Here is a 22,027-nt window from a genome sequence, read left to right on the forward strand (position 1 = left end):
AAATTTATCATTGCAATCAAAAAATACAAAATAAAAATTTATTTTAAAAACTTAACTATTGAGATCTTTGTTAATTTTTTCAAGTAAATCTGCATCTAAAACGGTTTTAGCATGCATTGAAATAGTCGCTTTTTTTTGTCTAACTTTTGAAATATTGAAGGTAACATATCCTTCATTAATATTGACGCTATCTATTGGTAAAAAATACAAGCTATTAATTTCATATCTCGTTGTTTTCAATTTACCTCTACCTCTTTTTTTATTTTTCGATTTGTATGGCAATTTAACATTTGTGCCTATAAATTCAGCACCCTCTTTAAAAAGAGTGTGTTTTAGATTTAACGGTGTAAAAACCTGATAATTATTTCTTCCCGCCATTCTAATCTCTGAACCTGAGGTATTTATATTTTTTAGAAGCTTATCTGCTGGCAAGGCTACCATCTTGCTAGATTTTTGCAATAAGTATAAATCTAACTCTTTATTTTCAGAAGTAGAAAGAATTATCTCTTCCGCCTTTTTTTCATTTAATGGAAGTTTATAGTTTGAACCTACATGTTCAAAAACATTATGTTTCTTGTTAAATCCATCTATATACTCAATAAGGCCTGAAAATTGTTGCTTGATTTTTTTAGAAGCAATTAACTTCCCATCTTCTTTATAATCTAAATCATATTCACCCATTTTTGCGTTTGTATCTTTAATTTCCAATCTTATTCTAAAGCCGTCTTTAACAAAGATTCCATCTATTGAGTGGGGATCTCCATATTGTAGTAATGCCAAATTGCCTTTATCCTCATGGTAAATATATTTTGGATTTTGGCTTTCTAGCTTTCCTTCTTTATTTTTAATCAGGGAACTTAATAATTGTTGAGGAACCTCTCCACCTTCTTCCATATCAACAAAATTATTAAAATTTAAAAGTCTTGCAATGGTTTCCATAACAAAACATTCGTTTAACATAGCACTTCTAAGTGCTTTGCGTTCGTTAAATTGTTTTTTAAATTCCGCTTTTGCAGCTCTAGATTGATTTAATATATTTTTCAAGTGGTTTGGCATATCGCTAAAAAAGAGATCGAAATCATCATATAATTCAAAGTTTTTTTTGTAGAATTCGTCCAAATCTTTTATATTTTTTTTAGAAGAAATTAGTGGGGTCAACCTACCTCTGTCGTATAGCTTGTTAAAGAAAAATTTTAATGTTTTATTTTTTTTCATGATTTACCTCGTAATTTTTATGAAGTAATTGCATATCTTTTGCATACTTAGGAAATAAAAGTTCGTTAATTTTTTGTCTAAATTCTTCTGGAAATTTTATACTTTCTTGTCATTTTCCTGCATTGAGTTTATATGAAACATAATCAGATTCGCTTTTTATCATCGAAGAAACTATATTATCCAGTTCTATAATTTTTTCAAACAATTTTTCATTATATGGAATGGAATATAATGTCCTTTTTGTGAACAAAATCCCCCCGTCAGAGAATCTTCATCACATGTATGCGTAGCTTGAATTTAGAAGCGAATACAATAGATCAAATGAGTTTTTGTTTTTAGCATAAATAGTAAAGTAACCACTTCTATTTAATGCTTTCTTACTTGCTACTATAAAATATCTTGCCGAAGTTGAAACATAAAGCTTATAATTATTGTTTTGTTTTGGGCGATCAAACTCTATGAGATCAGATAAATACTTGGGATTTTTTAGCTCGTGAACCATTGGTTCTAATTCTTTAAAAGCTTTAATTGGTTTATTCAAATTTTGAATGTTTGTGCCTAATTTACTCTTTAGGAAATTTAAATTAATAATTTCATTACGTTGATCTGTTCTAAATCTAATTAAATGCGTCAATTTAAATCCTTTAGAATCTTTAATGTGTTTCAAAGAAGCAATTGAAGCTCTTACCCCATTTGCAGAGTTTGTATTAAATATTCCATGCTTTCTGCCGTTAAATAATGTTCCAGGAACATTATCGAACGAAAAAATTTCTCCGCAAAATTTTTCGGCAAGTTTGTTTCTAAGATTCGAAAATTTAGCAGCCACCAAATATGATTGCGGTGAAACAACAACTGCATTTGCACAATAGTCAGTTATTTTATTTATAAATCCTGCATACAAATCTTTTGCTTGAATTAATATATCATCAACACTTCATGAACTTTTGAAATCTTTTATCACAGAATATGGGGGGTTAGTAATAACAGAAACACCTGCGGGTAGAGATATTTTTTTATTAAGAAAATCTCCCAAAATGACATTTATAGATGAGGAAACATTAGCTCTTAGCAAAACATCAATTTTTTTCAAACATATTTTCAAAGCTAATTTATCTTCATCGTAAAGATATAATTTACCCTTTAGTATGAAATCTATTGGATCAACACCTTTTATTGCTTTCATCATATCTAATACTTCAATAATTAAATTACCAGTTCCGCATCCCACATCAGCAATGCTAGTAATTTCATTTTCTAATAGCAACTCTGCCATTACACGGCTAACGTCTTGTGGCGTATAATATTTACCCATATCTTTTTTTGCTATTTTATTCGAGTGAGCAAGACCTATTTCATACAATTCTCCAAGATTATGAAAACTTAGAAGCTTATTGAAACTTAGCTCTTCTATCGTTTTATCGGTTATAAATTCCAATATTTTGTTTCACGTTTTTGACAAACCTAATTCATTTATCATTGCTTTGTAAAAATCCAATGTAAAGTCTTCAAGACTAATTATGTAATCATTTTTTTTCTTCATAATTAATTTTCACTTTTCCCAAATTTAAATTACTCAGATCTAGTTAATTATTTAAATAATTAATTCTAATATGAATGATATCAAAAAAACTCACCCCACCAACAAAACGACAAAAGAATTTTAACCTTATAAAAATAACTTTAATATTTAAAAAGAATTATAAAAATGTTATTAAAATTTGTTTTAATTTGCCAATAGAAACATCTCAAACTCAAAACTATATTCATTTTTTTAGGGATTTATAAGAATTTAATTAATGGTAAAAACGTTCATTAATTTAAAAACTTTAATAAATAACAAAAAATGTCAAATCACAAATTTGACATTTTCAATATTGCTCTAAAAAAATTAACGTCTGTTGTAGTATTCAACGATCAATGCTTCGTTAATATCTTTAGCAAATTCTTTTCTTTCTGGTAGTCGATTAAAGGTAACTTTAAAATCGGTTTTGGTTAGTCATGGACTAACAGTCATTGCTTCAACGGCATCTTTAACTTGTGGACTAGTTTGTAACGAAGGTTTCATTTCAATTACTGATCCTACTTTAATTACCATTGATGGAATGTTAGCTTTATGTCCATCTACTGTGAAATGACCATGGTTTACAAATTGACGAGCTTGTGCTCTAGTACGAGCGAAGCCTGCTCTAAAAACTAAATTATCTAATCTTGATTCAATCATTTGAAGTAAAATAACCCCAGTAACACCTTGTTTTTTAGATGCGATTGAATATAAGTGTTTGAATTGACGTTCATTTAAACCATACATGTATCTAACTTTTTGTTTTTCGTATAAGTGAAGTTGATAATCAGAAGGTTTTACTCTTCTAGCACCGTGTTGACCAGGTGCAGTGGTGCGTTTTTTACCTTTAGTAAACTCTTTATTGTTTTCTAGTAAAGAAATTCCATAGCGTCTACTTTTCTTGAAAATTGATCCTAAAAATCTTGACATATTTTTCCTTTCATATGCAAAGACTTACACATCTCTTTTATAGGGTTTTTATTCTAATGATTTCAGAACTTACAGCTTGCTTACTCTCAAATTTTTAAAACAAAATAAAAAACTTTATAAAATGATGATGTTGCTGTTTGTCAATGCAAACTAATTTTACACAATTTTAGAAAATAAAAGCAAAAAGGTGGGCGTGGCCACCTTTTTTAATCATTATATTTAAAAATACGACTTAATAGAACTTTTATTTATATAGCATATATGTATTAGGGAAGGTCTCACAAATATGCTAAGAAGCGATATCAAGGCAAAAGGAGTTAGCCTTTAAAAAATAATAAAAACAGAAAGGAGGTAACAAAGTTTTTATTTATAACATTAACTTTTGGACGTTAGAAAACACAATTATGAATTATGAAACTTAACAACATTCAACTATCGCCAATCAAAAAAGGATAACAAAATTAAAGCGTCTGAGTAAATACCTTGATATCTTATAGAAAGGGAGTTAAAAAGTAATAAAAATAAAACGACATGCTAGTCTTAAATAGGGATAGTTTAAAACTAGTTTAATATTAGGGGTTGTGGAATTTTACTTCCACATTTCAAGTCTACTATAAATAATACAAAAAAATAAAAACGCCAAAATTCCTAGTTTTTATTTTCTAAAAAATATAAAAATTAGTCGTTTTCTTTGCCTGATTCTAAAATTATTGAAGATGTGCTTAATTCCGGATTAAACTTCACTGCCATGCCTTGACAGAATAATTTAAAGAATCGTTTTAATCGCTTAAAAAGATAATTCTTGGTACGTTCAATCTCATGAACAAAAAACACTAATCTTGCAAGTTCTTTAGAAAACTTAATAATTAGTCATTCGTTTTCACCTAATACTAATTTGCATAGATATTTCTCTTTGTCGTTTTCAAGATTTCTTAAATCTTCAACATTAGTGATTGGCAAGTTAATAATATTGTCTTGAGCAAAGATCTTTGTTTCAAATGACTCTAAATTCTCAATTAAACATGGGTATGTAAACTTGTTAAAGTTAATAACACTAAGTCCTTGAGTAGCAATACTAAAAATATCCTCGATACTTTGGTTTTGAGTTTTGAAGTAATTTAACATATCTGAAAAAATTGACAGGCTAAGTACGGGATCGTATTCTAAAATGTTGTAATTAGAAAAATATATTTGTGAGTTTTCGTCAAAATACAGAGCATTTGCTAACTTTTTTTGTTCAACTAAGTTGTATATCGTTTTAACATCGTTAGCTATTTCGTATTTTTTAGCAATTTCGCTTATCAAGGTCGTGTTAGTGGCTTCGGAATTAATGAGAGCATGCGGCAAACGAAAATCTTCATTCATTGGGCCGTTTGTTTTAATAAAAGTTATATAGCAAGCAATTAAAAGATTGATGTCAACTAATTTATAAGTGCCAAAAAGACATTTTTTATCCTTTTGATAAAAAGCCACTTTTTTATCGTCATTCGCAAACTTAACAATAAAATCAAGATCTTTTTTAAAATAGGTAAGTTTTTGCGGAAATTCTTCTTTAGTTTTGTTTTTAATTAAACGGTACGAAATATCATTTCTGCCTAAAATTTTTTTAGTGAAGATATTGGTATTAATATTGGTAATTATTCCTAATTTTAGGAGTTTATTTCCTTCAATGTTGAAGTTAAACTTAACAATTTCATCAATGTATTCATTTAGCAATTTCTCATTGTCTAGCTTAATTGAAGTATCTAAAAATACTTCAATGTTTAAGGCATCAATTGTGTCATATTCTTTAGCAATATTTAACATTTGTTTAGCATTTAAATTATTGCCTTCACTATTAAAAAAACTAAGAGCAAACAATTGCCGACTATGTGAGTATTGCGATAAAAAAATCGCCCCAGTTAAAGTTTTAATTTTTTGCATACTAAAAAGTAAAAACGGTTTAATAATGGCTATATCATTATCATATCTAATAACTTTAATTTGATTAGCATGCAAAACGCTAGTAATATAGTTTAAAAAAGCAATTGAATCGGGATTTTTTCTATCAGTAGCCACTAAAACAAAACGTTCTTGTAAATCAGGAGTGCTTTGATATAGCAAGTTAACATACGCTTGGCTTAGCAGCTTAATTGTCGCTTCATTAAAACTACTAAATCCTAGTCCGTTTCTAGCAATAAAACTATTGCGCAAAGTTTTAATTGGTTTAAAAAAGTTTTCATTAGTCCCTTGTTTGTCAAGTTTTTTTAATTTATTAAGTTGCTTCTTATTATCTTTAAAATAAGTAAATCATTGATTAATTGTTTTCATATGTTATTAATTTTACAAAAAATCCAATGTTGAGGCAAGCAAAAAGACCATTAGCCCAAAAATGAACAATTTAAAACATGAACCTAGTTCAATTAAGTTCATGCTTTAAGTTTTGCCTAAAAAATTATTCTAGTCTTCACTAAAAGCTGAATGATACAACTTTTCGTAAAAACCTTTTTTAGCTAGTAGTTCTTTATGAGTGCCACGCTCTACTATTTCACCACCGTCAAGGACCAAAATTTGATCGGCATTTACAATCGTTGAAAGACGGTGAGCAATAACAAAAGAAGTTTTGCCTTTCATTAAAGTAAGCATTGCATTTTGAATGATTTTTTCAGTTTTGGTATCAACATTAGAAGTAGCTTCGTCTAGAATCAAGATATTTTTATTAGCCACAATTGCTCTAGTGATAGCAAGGAGTTGTCTTTCACCTTGTGATAGGTTTGAGCCACCTTCTAAAATAACTTCGTCGTAACCATTTTCGAGTTGCTCAATAAAATTAGAAGCATGTGACATTTTAGCGGCATCTTTAATTTCTTCATTAGTCGCTTTTTCATTGGCATAACGAATGTTTTCCATAACAGTGTTTTTAAATAGAAAAGTGTCTTGAAGAACAATTGAGATTTGTGAACGTCAGCTTTTCTCATCAATTTCATGCGAAGAACGACCATCAATTAGTACTTCGCCACTATTTGGTAAATAGAATTTACTTAACAAGTTAATAATTGTAGTTTTTCCCGCACCAGTAGGACCGACAATCGCAAATACTTGGCCACGTTTGGCTTTAAAAGAAGCATTTTTTAGTTGTAGGTTTGTTGAACTTTTGTCATATGAGAAATTAACATTTCTAAATTCTACATTGCCTTGGGCATCTTCAATAATGTCTAGTTCATCTTCATTTACTTCGGGAGTTAATCTAACATATCTCATTACCCGGCCCGTTGAAACAATTGCCAGTTGGAAAGAACCAATATTTTCAAACAAACTAGTTAGTTTTGAGTTCATTAATCTAATATAAATTAATATCGAGAATAAAGAACCAGTAGTTAAATCATTGCCATTACCTGCACCGATGCCTTTAAGTGTTAAGACACAACCAATTGTGGCAACAATTAATTGAATCAAAAAGCTTGAAGCATTTGAATAAGGATAAATAATTGAAGTGTAGATTGTGGCTTTAGTTGAAGACTTAAACAATCGTTGGTTACGGTTAACAAATTCTTTTTTAACATTTTTCTCTTGGCTATAAGCTTTTATTAAATGGTGAGCACCAAGATGTTCTTCAATGTATCCATTTAATTTAGCAACACGAGCTTGTTGTTTTTGAATTTCCGGAACAGCTTTTTGTAGCAAGATCAAAATTGGAATAAATGAAATTAAAACTAGCACAATAACGATTGTTCCCAAATATGGACTAAGAACTAGTAAAAACACTAATGAAATTATTGTTGTGAAAACGGCATTGAATATAAGTGAAATGCTCACATAAGCACCATTACTAATGTTTTGGGCATCATTTGATAGTGCGGACATAAGCTCGCCACTATTTTGTGCTTCAAAATAAGAAATTGGCATCTTCATTAGTGCTTTGTAAGCGTCGTTTTGCATATGATAAGCTGCTCTTAGGCTACCTTTAATTGAAATCATGTTAGCAAAATAAGTGAGAAGCGAAGTTAGTAAAATTGCTACAAGAAGGCCACCAATTGAACCTCAAAATTTAGCTGGGCTAAAGGTTCCCGGTTGAACGTTGCTTCAACTTAAAAAATGGTCAGTGATAAAACCCACGGCAAAAATTTGGGCAATGTTAGAAATTGCTATTAAAGCATTCAAAACAATAACAATTACCAAAACACCTTTTCTATAGTTGATGTATCTTAGCAAATCTCGCATACTAACTTTTCTTGCCGCTGCTACATTTTTTTTGAAAGCTTTTTTCTCAGCAGGAGTCATGTGCTTGTATTTTTTTTGCGTTTGTTGTTGCATATTAAGATTCACCTCCCATCTGGGTTAGGGCTATTTCTTTATAAAGCTCATTATTTTTCATCAATTCATCATGAGTGCCAATATCAGAAATTTTTCCATGATCGAGTACAATGATCTTATCGGCATCAATGATTGATGAAATTTTTTGAGCAATAATGACGGTTGTCATTTTATTTTCTTTTGATGATTTTTTAATATTTTCTTTAACTAGCGCTTCAGTTTTTGCATCAAGAGCACTAGTAGAATCATCTAAAATTAAAATCTTAGGATTGTGCAAAATTCCTTGTGCAATGGCAAGTCTTTGTTTTTGGCCCCCTGAGAGATTAGCGCCTTGTTGTTCAATTTCATGGCCAAATGTTTTTTTAAATTTACTAATGTAGTTATAAGCGCAAGAAATTTTTGTAGCATTCAAAATTTCTTCTTCGGTCGCATCTTCATTAGCAAAAAGTAAATTAGATTTAATAGTTCCACTTAAAATTGTGGGCTTTTGATAAACATGAGAAATGCTTTTTTTAAGTGAAAAGCTATCAATTTCTTTAACATTTTTATCATCAATATAAACTTCACCATAGTGGGTTTTATAGTCATAACTTAGTAGTTTGGCAATTGTACTTTTGCCAGAGCCTGTTGGACCAATAATTCCCAACACTTCACCAGGGTTTACTTCAAAACTAATATCTTCTAAAATATTTTTTTCGCTCGTTTCGTAGTATCTAAAAGAAACATTTTTAAAAGTAATTTTGCCTGATTCGATATAGTTTTCGTTTTGCACAAATGGGATGTCTGGTTGTTTGTTTAAAATTTCGAAAATTCGTTTTGATGAAACTCTAGCTCTTCAAATATTAAAGAATGCCATTCCTGAAATAATTAACCCTCACATAACGATAATGATGTAGTTAAGAAAGGTGTTAATGTCTTTGATAAATTTAGCATATTCTGCTTCTTGGCCCTGAACAATCAAATTTTTAGTAGCAAAGTAAATAACTATTAAAATCGCCGCTGAAGCAAAGTTAGATACGGCTTCTAGTAACTGAAATACAACTGTAAAAATGCGACCAGATTTTAAAGAAGCTTTGTATAAATTATTAGTTGCGAATTGAAATTTGGCTTTTTCTTTTTCTTCTAAGTTGTATGACTTAATAACTTTTGCACCTAAAATACCTTCTTGCGATTCAACATTAATATCATCTGAGAATTTTTTTTCGTTTTGCATAGGTTTACGAATTGCTAAACCCATTCACATTAAAACTCCTACAACAATTGGCACAATTACAACAAGAACAAGTGAGAAATCAACATTAGTAAAAAATGCCAAAATGAGTCCCATAATCAAATTAATAGGACCCAAAATCGCTCCTCTAAGTAAAAATCTAATCCCTTCTTGAATTTGTTGGATGTCGATTGTAAAACGGGTTAAGATTTTAGCATTAGTAAAAGTATCAATGTCTTTTTGCGACAAACTGCCAATATGTTCTCAAAGATAGTTTCTGATTTCTCTTGCTCCGCCAATTGCAACTCGTGCGCCAATATAAGTAGCAAGTAAAGCTGCAAGAGTAGCAAACAACAAAAGCGAAATTATCCCAAGTGAAATCCCGGTGAGATTAGCTTCTATGGTAAAAAAAGTAAAAAGTTCAATTTTTGCAATCGTTCCACGACTGGTTGAAATTTGAATTAAAGCACTCAAAAAATTAGGAACCATTAAAAAACCCAAAGTTTGGATAATGGTAAAAAGTATTGCTAGAAAACTACCTCATTTGTAGCGTGTAGGAAGTAGCTTCATTAATTTTCACATTTCTTACTCCTTTTTTCTTAGTGAAAATAATCTACTTTTTGGCATCAAAGAAATTTTTAGCTTCAGTAACAATGAACTGTTCTTCATTAGCGCGAACCATATAAATTGGCAAAGCACTATTTTTAGTTGAAATCAGTTTATAGTCACTATATGAGCGATCTTTATTAATTTCCTCATCAATTTCCAATTTTAGTAAATTGATTTTCTTAATAACTTGCGAGCGTACATAAGAATCGTTTTCACCAACGCCGGCAGTAAAAACAATTCCATCAATTTTGCCGTGAATTTTATTTAAATACTTAATTAAGTAGTTAGTAATTTTTTCAACGTATAAATCTAGAGCAAATTGGGCTTGCGGATTAATTGATTTAACTTTATGAATATCTCTAATGTCAGGTGAGATTTGGCTAACACCTAACATTCCTGACTTTTCATTAAGCATTTTCATAATTTCATCTAGTTGCATACCGCTGTGCTTGGCAATATAAGGAATGATTGAGGGATCAATTTCACCACAACGAGTCCCCATCATTACACCATCTAATGGTGTAAAACCCATTGATGTATCAATTGATTTACCATTTTCAATAGCACATAAACTAGCGCCATTGCCAATATGTAAACTAACAATATTAACGTCTTTGTGACCAAAAATTTCTTCGGATTTTTTTGCAATGTAATGGTGATTTAGACCATGAAAACCGTACTTACGGATGTAGTACTTTTTAGTAATTTCGTAATCAATTGGATAAGTATAAGCAACACGAGGTAATGTTCTATGAAACGAAGTGTCAAAGTGCATTGTTTTTTTCGCTTGTGGAAATAGTTTCTCAAAAGCTAAAATTGTTTCAAGGGCTCCAGGGTTATGAACTGGTGCCAAATCAAGAACCTCTTTAAAATAAGCAATAGTTTTTTCATTTACTTCACAAGTGTCCTGTAAATTAGGGCCACCGTTGACGATTCTAAAAGCGACTTGACTAATTTCCGAGAAGTCTTTAATAATGTGATATTCCTCTCATTGCTCAACTAATTTTTTAACAGCTTCTAAAAAAGAAGGCAATGGTAGTTCAATTTCATGCTTTTGATTTTGATATTCAAGAGTTAAAATGCCTAGCGGCAATTTAATTTTTTGGGCCACGCCTTTTGCTTCAAGAGCTAATTTATCATTAAACAAACTTCACTTAATAGAACTTGATCCTGCATTGATTACTAATATTTTCTTCATGTCTTTTCACCTCAATTTGTATATTCATTAAATTATAAGATAATAAAATTTTTATTATAAACAAAAAACAAGCACTAAATAGCAAGTTTGACAAAGTCCTGTTTAGTGCTTGTTTTGATTTTTTCGATGTTCTTCTTTAGTCTTTTTAACAACATCTTTTAATTTTTTTAAATAATGATGCAGTGTTCCCTTGGATTTAGGATTTTTTTCTTTAACAAGAAGTTTTGAGAGTTCTTGTAAACTTAAATCAAGGTTATTTTCTTTATACTTAAAAAAATCAAGTTCGTTTTGGCTGAATTTATCAAAAAGGTTATGAGACTTCACATATTCAAAATTTTCGATAAATTCACTATTTAATTTAGCAATTCGTTCTTGATTAAAAAAATCAAAATTAGTTAGACGATTGATATTGTTAGAAAAATCGCGTTCAATCTTTTTTTCTTCAAAATTTAAATATGACTCATAGGCTTCAATTGCTTTTAAAAAATCACAAATATTTTCAATTTTTTTGATGTAAAGAATATACGAATTTCTTCTTTTTAATAGTTTGAATTCGAAATTATATTTATTAAGAATTTGTTGAGCTTCTTTAGCTTCTTCTTGCTCTAAAAACTTAAGTTCAAGATGATAGCTTGAACTATTGAGTCCGTTAATAGAACCACCAATTAAAAAAATCCCACTAAAATAATCGCGTTGTTTAGGGCAGCCCAAAAAATTTAGGCCTTCGTCGCTAAAAACCAGTTTATTCTTTTGAGGCATTTGAAAAGAAATTTTCAAACTACTAAGTATGTTTTGCACATAATTTAAGATTTCATTATTATTAATAATCAAAGTAACGAGGTCGCCAGTTTTTTGGGTAGTTGCTAAAATTCCGAAAAGCAAATTTAGTTTTTCTTTTTCATTTAACTTTCGTGAAATAATTTCGTTTTTTATTATTAGACTAAAGGTGCTTTTCATACTAAAAATCCCCCTAAAAATAAAAAAAGCAACGACCTATTTTTCCTAGTGGTATCGTCGGCACTGAAGGGCTTAACTGCTGAGTTCGGAATGGTATCAGGTGGAACCCCTTCGTTATGGTTGCTACGTGTATTATTATACATAAAAAAAATAAATGTGTAAAAATTTTTAATATTTTTTATTCATCAATTTTTGAAGTGTTAAAGTTACCAAAAATTTTGTTGACGGTCGAAACTACGATTCAAGCTTGTGGATCAATGTTAGAGATTTCTGCTTTGATTCTTGATTGTTCTAAATAAAGTGCCATAGTTTCGATTTTTGTAGTGTTTTCACCTGTATATCCACTTGTCATATCAACATAGTTGTAACCATGTCAATATTTAATTTCTTTAAGGTGTTCAATAACTTTTTGTGGATTTTTTGTATAAATTTCGATTTTAACTTTGCGATATTTAGGGTAAAGAATTTCAACAAAACCGTTATATACAAAAATATAAACTAGTGTAGAAATGCATCTTAATAAGTAACTAGCTAAATTTCAAGGGTGATTTTTTATTACGCCAGTTGCTTCTAAAATCCCAATCAATAAAGCAGAAAAGGCAGCAATTATCAAGGCAAAAATGGTGCTAATAAAACCAATGCCCATTTTCTTAACTCGTGAAACATAATAAACAATGATGTCGCTACCGGCAGTTGACCCAGAATTTTTTCAAGCAAGTCCTGAAGAAGCCCCGGCCGCTAGTCCACCAACAATCGCGTAAATTATAATTGGTCAGGTTGGGTTGGGCACCCCAGGCAATACATGAGGAGGATAGTTGGTGCCATAAACATCTCAGGGAATTAAATCTTTAAATGGTGTATCTTTTGTTCAATTAACATAATAAAATGAAATTTTGTCAAAAGCATTGTGAACAGCGGGAATTAAAAAGAAACTTTGAACAACCATTTGAAAAATTAAGCAATATAAGGTCATGACCATAAAGAGACTGGAATTCTTTTTTCAAAAAATAATAATAAGTGGGAGATTAATTGCAAAATAAATATAAGCAAAATATGGCGCAGTTGCCGAAACTGTATAAGTTAAAGCTTGAACCAAAGCCGAAACTCCCGAAGCAACAGTAGCTGCTTTATTTAAAAAGATTGCGACTCCGACATTGTATAAAAGTGCCGAAAGAAAAATAAAAAATAACTTCTTAGGAAACTTAACTCATACGTTAAAGATATTGACCCCATAAGGATTCAAATTGGCAAAATTAATGTTAATTTCTTGCTTTTGTTTCTTTCTACGCATGTTATTTTTTTCCTCAAGCCTATTAGTTTAATAATTAGTACAAATGTTAACACTTTTAATAATTTTTGTTAGATTATTAATCAATTTTAGAAGTGTCAAAAACACCGTTAATATCATGGATATTTGAAGTGGAAATTCATGCATTAGGATCGACTTTTTTAACCTCATCAAAAATGACATCTTTTTCTAAATAAAGAGCAATGGTTTCAATCCTTCCAAACTCGCGGTGGTTATAACCACTTACACCATAGAAAATGTTGTAAGCATGAACATAATTGATTTTTTTAAAGTGCTCAGTAATTCATTCGACTTTCGAAGTATAAATGTCGATTTTAACTTTTTTGTATTTAGGATAGAATTTGTTAACTAATAAAGTAAAGACAATTAAATAAACTAGAGTTCCACAAATTCTAACTAGTAATTCTGTTCCTGATAGTCCTTCAAGTCATGGGTGTTTTGCAACATTGCCAGTGTATTCAAGGGTCCCAATTGTAATCGTTGAAAAGCTAGAAAAACATAAAGCAACAATTAGAAAAGTATTGCCAATTGGTTTTTTAGTACGATAGGCAATGTAATTTGAAATAACTGAAGTTCCACCAATTGAGCCTCTTTGTTTTCAAGCAATCACCGAAGCAAAGCCTTCAGCAACACCCCCTAATATTGCATAAATAAGAATTGGTCAGTTTTGGCCATCATACATTCCACCTCTAGGCAAAGATGCAATTTCCGCAGCACTTTTACCAACAATATTGGTGCCAAAAGGAGCTCAATAATCACCAGGACGACCCGTCGGATTATAAATTGAAATTTTTTCGTTAATAAAGTTAACAATTGGATTAGATCCGCTTCCGTTATATTCAATAAAAACTAATTGAACAAGAATTTGAAAAAACATCCAATAGTAAGTTAAGACCATGAAAAGTCTTGGATTGCGTTTTCAAAAAATAAACATTAGCGGCATGTTAATTAATACATAGAAAAGTCCATAAAAGTTTTCAGTAGATGGCACTGTAAAGGTAATAATTTGGGCAAGTGAAGATGTTCCTGAAGCAATCGTGGCAGCTTTTTTTAGAAAGACAGTGATTGCCAAGTTATATAAGAGTGCACTAACAAACATCCAAAGAACTTTCTTAGGATATTTTTGCCAAATATTTAATAAATTAATTTTATGAGGATTAATGCGTTCGTAAAGTTTGCGATCAGCTTCTAATTTTTCCAAACGTCTTTGCTTTTTTAGATTAATTTTTTGAAGAGCTTCAGAAGTTTTTTTAGCGCTTTGCAAGCTAGGTTGTTCACTTGAATTTTGGTTTTGTTTCATTATTCTCCTTTCTTTGGAACATTTAGTCGATTAGTGTAATTAAAAGAAGATTTTTTACCTTCATAGTAAAAGCGGTTTTCATGAGCCCGAAATAGCAGTTGCACTACACCAACGGCACCGTGACGGTTTTTAGCAACGATGACATCAGTGATTGAATCTTGACCCATAGAACTATCATCGGGAAGATTGCTTGTATTCTCGTCATTTTCAATTTGCCCACTTTGTTTTTTGCGAGTATAGTAATCTTTACGATGTAGGAAAATTACAATGTCAGCATCTTGTTCAATCGTACCTGATTCACGTAAATCACTTAAAATTGGGGTTTTGTCTTCTCTTTTTTCAACATTACGACTTAATTGACTTAAAGAAAGGACTGGACATTCAAGTTCTCTTGCTAGTTGTTTTAGTGCCCGTGAGATCTTACTTACTTCAAGTTGACGATTTTCAATGTTTGAACGGCTACTATCACTAATAAGTTGTAAGTAATCAACTACGACTAAGTCAACTTTTTTATTTCGAGCAAAACGGCGTGAAAGTGTTGTTAAATCCGTTAAAGTCAAAGTTGGTTTGTCATTTAGATACATTTCTCATTTTGCCATACGTTCTTTAGTTCAATGTATTTCTTTTCATTCACCAACATCTAAAGCGTTTTTTCTTAATTTAGAAATTCCAATCATTGAAGTGATTGCAATCATTCTTTGAACTAATTGTGCATTTGACATTTCCAAAGAGAAAAATAAAACGGTTTTATTATTATTGGCAACATTAGCAGCGATATTTAAGGCGAAGGCAGTTTTTCCCATTGAAGGGCGAGCTGCCAAAATAATTAAATCCCCAGGATTTGCCCCTAGTAAAAGTTCGTCTAATGGCTGAAAACCAAAAGTTAGTCCAAGTGAAGTATCATTTCACTCGTTAGAGATGATATTACGAATTACTTCATCGGCTTTGGCACCAATTTTTTCATAGGTTGAATTAACTTCAGAGATATCAATATTTAGTAGATCAAGTTGTAGTTTACTTAACAATTCGCCCGCTTCAAATGGTTTATTGTCAATAATATCAATATTTGTTAGGAGAAGTTTTTTTAATTGATCGCTCTTAAAACGATCAACAAGGATTTTAATATAGCGATCTAATTCAGAATAATACCCTCCGTTTTGAACTAATCAACTAATATATTCAATAGGATCATAACCAAATTTTTTGATTGTTATTTTTTCTTCTAGTTTATTTTTGGTTAAATAATCAATAAAAACAGAAATATCGAAGTCTTTAGACAACGCATGGACATTACTAATGGCAGTATAAAGATTTTGATTTTCTTTGTAAAAAAACATTTCTGGCTTAATGATCTCGGCGGTTTCTAAAAAAGCATTCGGATCACGCAAAAACAAACCAAGCAATGTGGCTTCGTTATTGGCGATAGCGATTTCTTTATTAGTAATTTTATTGTCAGTAGCCATTTTACTTTTTACCTTTCATTAAATTATTTTTCAAGTTGAATTTTAATTATTAAATTTGCTATTACTTGAGGGTGTAATTTGACCTTAACAATATGAGTACCAAAGGTGTTGTACGATTCACCTGAAAGAGCGTTTTTTGGAAGCTTAATATCATATTTAAGAAGCTCTTTAGTAATTGCTTTAGTAGTAATGGATCCATGCACAACACTCATATGTGATTTTAGTGCGAAGCTAAGTTCAATGGCTTCAATTTTTTGTTTTTGGGCTTCAGCTTCTGCAATCGCCAAAGCTAAATCCTCGGCAATGTTTTCTTTAATCCGGTCCAGATTAGCAAGAGTCTGTTTATTAAGAGGTTGAGCATAACCATTTTTTATTAAAAAGTTTTTAGCATAGCCATCGGCTACTTCAATAATTTCATTTACTTTATATTTTTGGAAATTTTTAATTATTATTACTTTCATCTTTCACATCCGAAATTGCTTGTTTAATATTATCAATAAATAGGTCTAGGTCTTCATCGCTTTCAGCGGCGGCGGTTGAGAAATGCCCTCCACCATTAACGGCTTCTGCGATCACTTGAACATTGGTGTTAATACCTCGTGCTGACATTTTATAAACCTTTTTGTTTGGCAATTTAGCGACCACAAAAGCGGCTTTCCTTCCATCAACACGAAGAATTTCATCAGCAGCAATCGAGATAACATCAATTGGAATTTCTCTATCAGTATAAGCTAGAAAATAGCCCGGTTTCACTTCTTGGGTGTTTTTTAACAATAAGTTAATAAGTTCAAATGATTCTTTATTAATTTTCAAGCTATGTACTGCATTTGAAGTTTTAGCTCCCCAATTTTGGAGCAATGAACTTGCATAAAAGGTTTTAGAACTTGTTTGTTTTTGGAAACGATTAGTGTCCAAATAAATCCCGTTCAAAAGAAGTTGAGCTATTTCTGGACTAATTGCTTCACTATTATTCGTAAGCGCGATGATCTCAGTCACAATCTCTGAGGCTGATGATGAAAATGAATCAATGTAAACATTTTCACGATAAACATTTTCAAGAGTTTTGTTAATTCTATGGTGATCAAGAACAATGATGTTATCTTTAAGAATGTTAGTGAATGCTGAAGGATTTTCAATACGATCCTCACTGGCGGTATCTACAATAACAACAAGAGTTTTGGCATCATTTAGCGAAGTTGCTTGTCTTTTAGTAATGAACGCTTTTCGTAAATCTTTTTCAATGCGATCAATCATTCGTGAAGCAGTATCATCATAAGTCATATTTTGTATAAACACACGTTTATCATAATGCTTGGCAAGAGCGTAAATTCCAAACGCCGCTCCAATAGCATCTAGATCAGCGTTCTTATGACCGTAAACAATAACTTTTTCAATTGCATCTGATGATAATTTGGAAATTAAAAACTTGGCAATGTGATTTACATTAGTTCTTGAAAGATTGATTTCGATTTCAGATTCTGAGCCATAGTGACGAGAACGCTCATTTTGAGTTTTAATAGTAGTTTGATTACCTCCTCTAGCTTGTGATTCTAACAAAGCTTCTTTTGAAAGGGCATCAAGAGCATTTAAACTAAGGGCACCATATGAAAACCCAGCCGAAATTGTGATATTAGCATTTTTAATGATTTTTTTATTGGCAAGTTCTTGAAAAAAGTTGAAATTGCTTTTTTCAAATTCACTCAATATTTTTTGCGTTGTTATTAAAAAGAATTTTCCATTCTCATAGTTCTTATAAACGAAATTTCACTTTTTAGAAAGGGTGTCAAGCATGCCAAGCACGCTAACATTAATTTTGAAAAAATCTGCTTCAGAAAGAGTTGATTGGTATAGACTAATATTATCAATTTCTAATCTTCCAAACACTGAACGATCGTTGAAGTAATTTTCAAGCAATTGTGTTTGGAGGGTGATGTCTTTAATTGAAACGAAATTCTCTTCAAAATAAACATTAACTTGGTAAAAGAAGTTGTCTTTTTCAAATTCAAAATTTAGATTTGTGCTTTTTCATTCGGTAATATTAAAAATTTTCTTAATATCTTCGCCAATTATTTTTCTACCAAACCTGTTCTCGATGAATTTTGAAATTCAAACAATTGAACCATCGTTTGAAAAAGCGATCATTCCAATCGAAAAATTAGCTAGTTCTTTTTCCATGTAGTAGTTAAAACTTTCGTTAACTAACCCTAAACTACTAATATGACGGGCGTATTTAATAATTCCCGTTATTCCAATTGCAATTATTCAAAAGAGATATGTGATTCCAAAATAAATTTGCAATGCATGATTAACGAAGAAAAACACAATAAACAAACTTATTGTTGGGATAATGAATAAAAATATAATCTCAAGGATGATAGCAATCTTTTTTTTATCGCGCACCATAATATCAATATTATATATTAATATCGTAAATTATCATTTAAGGCAAGTGGCCTTATTCAAAAATAACAATGTTAAAAAATTTCTAAAGCTCAAAATGTTCAACTAAATCGCTTAGTCCTTGTTTTTTTTCTGAAGAAACCATAAAGATATTAATGTCGTCGCTAAATGTTAGTGCCTGTTGTTTTACTCGATGTTTTTGTGATTGGTTGGCTTTATCAATTTTAGTAATGATAATGTCAAATAACAACCCAAGCGATTTTAGATAATCAATCATTTCGAGATCAATGTAACTAAATCCAATTTTAGCGTCGATTAAAATGCAAATATTTTTTGAATTTTTACTATTTCTAAAGTAAAAATCAATAATGCCACTTATTTTGCTTTGTGCTTTTTTTGACATTGAAGCAAATCCATAGCCTGGCAAGTCAACAATAATTTTTTTTCTTTGCGTTTCAAAATAGTTAATTAACCTTGTTCTTCCCGGTGTTGAACTTGTTTTGGCGATTTTTTGTGATGCAAGAGCATTGATTAAACTAGATTTGCCCACATTAGAACGACCTCAAAAAACAATTTCGTTTTGGTCGTGTTCTAATCAATTATTTTGATCAGTTGCGCTTTTAATAAATTTCCACATAATTATCTAAAACTATAACACAAAAAATTTAGCCTTTATTTAATAAAAAACAAGCCACTTTATTTAAGGCTTGTTCTTAATTGCTATTCAGTTTTAGCTTTACGAGTTCTTTTTGGTTTTGATTCTTCAGTTGCTTCAGCTGTTGCTTTAGGTTCAGCTGATTTAACTGATTCTTCCATTTTTTTAACTTCGACTTTTTGTTGGTCTTGTGCAATTTCGTCACGATCTTTTTTGATTAATCCAATGTAAGGCAAGATAGCCATATAACGAGCTCTTTTGATTGCTAGTGCAACTGCTCTTTGGTGTCTTGCACATGTTCCGGTGATTCTTGATGAAAGAATTTTTCCTTGCATGTTAACTAGTCTTACAAGTTCTGCTTCATTTTTGTAGTCAATATAAGTAACTGCTTGTCTTTTTAAACAAAATTGACATGGGCGTCTACGAACAAATGGTTTTTTACGAATAACTCTTGCCATTATAAATCCTTAAGTTTTATCAATCTAAATCATTGAAGTCATCAACATCATTGTTAGTTGGTTCTTCAAATGCTTCGGGTTGAGTCGGGGTATTCATTTCAGGTGAAGGAATAGTGAATTCTTGAGTATTTGATTTTCTTCTTTCTTCATTAGTGGCCTTGCTTTCTAAGGCTTGCACACGATCAGCATTTATAGAAATTGATGTACTAATAGTTCCATCTTTAGCGGTGATTCTTGAAGATTGTACTGTGCCTTCAATTAAAAGCAACGAGCCTTTATCAAAGTACTTATTGACAAACTCTGCATTTTGTCTCCATGCTACGCAAGGGATAAAATCAGAGATTGCTTCATTATTTGCACCATTGTAAGTTCGTCTAGTTACAATAGTAAATCTTGAATACTCAACATTCGAGCCCGTAAAGCCTTGATATGGTTTATTAGCCAAACGACCAACGAGAATAACTTTATTCACAATTACCTCCAGTTGTTAAATTATTGTTCCTTAGAAACTTTTCTTGTTCTAGGTTTTGTAGTAGTTTGTTCGCTTTGTTTTGATGCAGTTGCTTCGGTTGAAGCTTCAGTTTTAGAAGCATCAGTAGTTTGGTTTCTACGAATAAATGGGCGTCTATCGCCTTGATTTGCAGAACGATCGTTGTTTTTAGCTCTTGGAATAAATCTTTTAACTTTTCTTGGTTTTAGACCTTTTTCTGAGTCTAAATTGATGATTAAAGATCTTAGAATAAATTTTGCAATATTTAGTTTTCTAGTAAGCTCTGCCATTAATTGTGGATCAGATTTTACGGTTACTAAATAATAAGTTGCACGAGTTAATTTATGGATAGGATAAGCCAACTCACTTCTTTCTAACTTTTCAATTTTAGTGTCTGACTTTTTAAGAACGCTAAAAAGTAGTTCACTAACTTGCTCTAAAGTAGAATCTGGGTTGGCTAGAATCATAATTTCATAATTTGACATTATTTTTCTCCTTATGGACATTGGGATCTTAGCGCGATCCAAGGAGTCACACAACCTTGTTTAAATGATTTAATACATTTTAACTTTCTCATTATAAACTAAAATAGCAAAAATTGGCATTTAACAATGTTTTTGCTTTTTTAAAATATGAGATTATTGGTTTAAATCTTATTTTTAGCAAGTTTAATTTATAAATTAAACTATTTGCTTCAGTCAATTTCAAAAATGTCACTAACACCGGTTTTTGAAACTTTTTCAATTAGTTTAAATGAGATTAAATCTTTATAAACTAGTTTGGTGTTTAGTCTTGGTTTATGGCCCACTTGTTCACTAAATCAATTAAATAGTTTTTGGTCTTCTTCATTATCAGGTAGTTCAAGATTCAAAACTTCAGCCAATTCAAGTTGTTTCCAAAGATCTTTCATCGTTACCATACCTTTGGCACGACATTTTTCTAAACTAATTTCATAAATCGTTTCATCGGTGTCATATTCATCATAAATTTCGCCAACGACTTCTTCTAAAATGTCCTCAATCGTGATAATTCCGATAACTTTTTCAGAGCTATTGTTCTCAACCACAAAAGCCATTTGTGCTTGTGATCTACGCATTTTTTCAAGAGCACTTGACAATGTTGAATTTGCCGAAATATTAGGAACAGTTTTAATGTAATTCATAATATTTCCTTTCTTTAGAAAGAAAATATCACGTAATAGAATAATTCCAATTAGATTATCATCTTTTTTAATTGGTAGCCTTGAGAATTTTGTTTCCTTAAATTTTGCCAAAGTTTCTGCCAAAGAAAAATGCGACATTATATAATCAACATTTTTTAATTTAATGTAGTGTTGTGAGACTTTAGTTGAATCTAAGTCTAGAGCGTTTTTTGCCATTGAAGATTCATTAATTTCTAGTACACCTTCATTTTTTGCGACATTAAGAAGACTTTTTACTTCTTCTTCAGTATTTGTAATGTAAATTCTCTTACCCAGTTTACTAATTGGATATGAAATTGGAAAGAAAATCCAATATAGGGTTTCAATAAATCAATAAAAAGTTTTGATTACACCAACCGGGTGAGCTTTAGCAACTAGTTTAGGAATAATTTCAGCAAAGATGACAGTAATTGGCGTCATTACCAATGTTGAAATTAATAAAACTAGTCCATCTTTATTAGGGATGGCTTGATTTAGGACTAAAGAGAGTAATACTGAGCCTAAAATATTGACTAAATTATTACCAAGTAAGACAACACTAAGCGTTCGATTAAAATTAGCATGTTGTTTTTGAATCAACTTAGCGCCACGTTTTTTATTATCAATTAATGATTGAATCTTAGCTGAACCTACTGAAGTATAGGCGGTTTCGCAAGATGAAAAAATTGCACTTGAAATCAATAGAACTAAAATTGCAATGATTTCAATTAAGTAAATATGTCAAGGTGTCGGGGAGGGCATTTTATTTTTTTATAACTCCATTAGCAAGATAAAATTG

General features: G+C 30.7%; 17 protein-coding genes, 1 rRNA gene and 1 pseudogene. All 19 read right to left on the reverse strand.

The window, feature by feature from the left end; all coding sequences use genetic code 4:
• Positions 1-51 precede the first annotated feature (51 nt).
• The 19 genes and pseudogenes from EXC42_RS02485 to EXC42_RS02575 all read right to left on the reverse strand — a co-directional run bounded on the left by EXC42_RS02485 (position 52) and on the right by EXC42_RS02575 (position 21,990).
• Positions 52-1,215 carry a hypothetical protein gene (locus tag EXC42_RS02485; RefSeq protein WP_012498403.1) on the reverse strand — a complete coding sequence of 388 codons (1,164 nt, stop codon included), beginning with the start codon at positions 1,213-1,215 and terminating at the stop codon, positions 52-54.
• Entirely contained in the window at positions 1,202-2,755 is a 1,554-nt protein-coding gene (locus EXC42_RS02490) for an N-6 DNA methylase (RefSeq protein ID WP_012498404.1), read from the reverse strand. The genes EXC42_RS02485 and EXC42_RS02490 overlap by 14 nt, the downstream gene beginning before the upstream one ends.
• A gap of 348 nt (positions 2,756-3,103) precedes the next feature.
• Positions 3,104-3,706: a 30S ribosomal protein S4 gene (gene rpsD, locus EXC42_RS02495; RefSeq protein WP_012498405.1), complete on the reverse strand. Its 603-nt coding sequence runs from the start codon at positions 3,704-3,706 to the stop codon at positions 3,104-3,106.
• Positions 3,707-4,384: 678 nt separating this feature from the next.
• Entirely contained in the window at positions 4,385-6,016 is a 1,632-nt protein-coding gene (locus EXC42_RS02500) for a hypothetical protein (protein WP_129648939.1), read from the reverse strand.
• Positions 6,017-6,145: 129 nt separating this feature from the next.
• Complete coding sequence (locus EXC42_RS02505; RefSeq protein ID WP_012498407.1) at positions 6,146-7,999, reverse strand: ABC transporter ATP-binding protein; 1,854 nt, start codon at positions 7,997-7,999, stop codon at positions 6,146-6,148.
• 1 nt (position 8,000) lies between these two features.
• Positions 8,001-9,791 (reverse strand): ABC transporter ATP-binding protein, encoded by a 1,791-nt coding sequence (locus tag EXC42_RS02510; RefSeq protein WP_012498408.1) that lies wholly within the window; start codon positions 9,789-9,791, stop codon positions 8,001-8,003.
• A gap of 31 nt (positions 9,792-9,822) precedes the next feature.
• Positions 9,823-11,016 (reverse strand): acetate/propionate family kinase, encoded by a 1,194-nt coding sequence (locus EXC42_RS02515; protein WP_012498409.1) that lies wholly within the window; start codon positions 11,014-11,016, stop codon positions 9,823-9,825.
• Between the two features lie 102 nt (positions 11,017-11,118).
• Positions 11,119-11,973: a DNA-binding protein WhiA gene (whiA, locus tag EXC42_RS02520; RefSeq protein ID WP_012498410.1), complete on the reverse strand. Its 855-nt coding sequence runs from the start codon at positions 11,971-11,973 to the stop codon at positions 11,119-11,121.
• A 23-nt stretch (positions 11,974-11,996) separates the two neighbouring features.
• Positions 11,997-12,101, reverse strand: a 5S ribosomal RNA gene (rrf, locus tag EXC42_RS02525).
• A gap of 50 nt (positions 12,102-12,151) precedes the next feature.
• Positions 12,152-13,264: a YitT family protein gene (locus EXC42_RS06380; protein ID WP_129648942.1), complete on the reverse strand. Its 1,113-nt coding sequence runs from the start codon at positions 13,262-13,264 to the stop codon at positions 12,152-12,154.
• 76 nt (positions 13,265-13,340) lie between these two features.
• Positions 13,341-14,582 (reverse strand): YitT family protein, encoded by a 1,242-nt coding sequence (locus EXC42_RS06385; RefSeq protein WP_012498412.1) that lies wholly within the window; start codon positions 14,580-14,582, stop codon positions 13,341-13,343.
• Positions 14,582-16,045: a replicative DNA helicase gene (gene dnaB, locus EXC42_RS02540; protein ID WP_012498413.1), complete on the reverse strand. Its 1,464-nt coding sequence runs from the start codon at positions 16,043-16,045 to the stop codon at positions 14,582-14,584. The genes EXC42_RS06385 and dnaB overlap by 1 nt, the downstream gene beginning before the upstream one ends.
• Positions 16,046-16,068: 23 nt before the next feature.
• Entirely contained in the window at positions 16,069-16,506 is a 438-nt protein-coding gene (gene rplI, locus EXC42_RS02545) for a 50S ribosomal protein L9 (RefSeq protein WP_012498414.1), read from the reverse strand.
• Positions 16,487-18,448, reverse strand: a complete 1,962-nt coding sequence (locus EXC42_RS02550; protein ID WP_012498415.1) for a GGDEF domain-containing protein — start codon at positions 18,446-18,448, stop codon at positions 16,487-16,489. Before EXC42_RS02550 ends, rplI begins: the two co-directional genes overlap by 20 nt.
• Before the next feature lie 82 nt (positions 18,449-18,530).
• Positions 18,531-19,082 (reverse strand): ribosome biogenesis GTP-binding protein YihA/YsxC, encoded by a 552-nt coding sequence (yihA, locus tag EXC42_RS02555; protein ID WP_012498416.1) that lies wholly within the window; start codon positions 19,080-19,082, stop codon positions 18,531-18,533.
• A gap of 239 nt (positions 19,083-19,321) precedes the next feature.
• Positions 19,322-19,558 (reverse strand): annotated as a pseudogene (rpsR, locus tag EXC42_RS03305) (30S ribosomal protein S18); the annotation flags it as partial.
• A gap of 16 nt (positions 19,559-19,574) precedes the next feature.
• On the reverse strand, positions 19,575-20,030 hold the full coding sequence (locus tag EXC42_RS02565; RefSeq protein WP_012498418.1) for a single-stranded DNA-binding protein: 456 nt from the start codon (positions 20,028-20,030) through the stop codon (positions 19,575-19,577).
• A gap of 20 nt (positions 20,031-20,050) precedes the next feature.
• Positions 20,051-20,533 (reverse strand): 30S ribosomal protein S6, encoded by a 483-nt coding sequence (gene rpsF, locus EXC42_RS02570; RefSeq protein ID WP_012498419.1) that lies wholly within the window; start codon positions 20,531-20,533, stop codon positions 20,051-20,053.
• 200 nt (positions 20,534-20,733) lie between these two features.
• The gene (locus EXC42_RS02575) at positions 20,734-21,990 is read right to left on the reverse strand and encodes a hemolysin family protein (RefSeq protein ID WP_012498420.1); all 1,257 of its coding nucleotides are present in this window, start codon (positions 21,988-21,990) and stop codon (positions 20,734-20,736) included.
• Positions 21,991-22,027 lie beyond the last annotated feature (37 nt).

Origin of the sequence: Metamycoplasma arthritidis (assembly GCF_900660715.1) — a bacterium.
GTDB lineage: Bacteria > Bacillota_I > Bacilli_A > Mycoplasmatales > Metamycoplasmataceae > Metamycoplasma > Metamycoplasma arthritidis.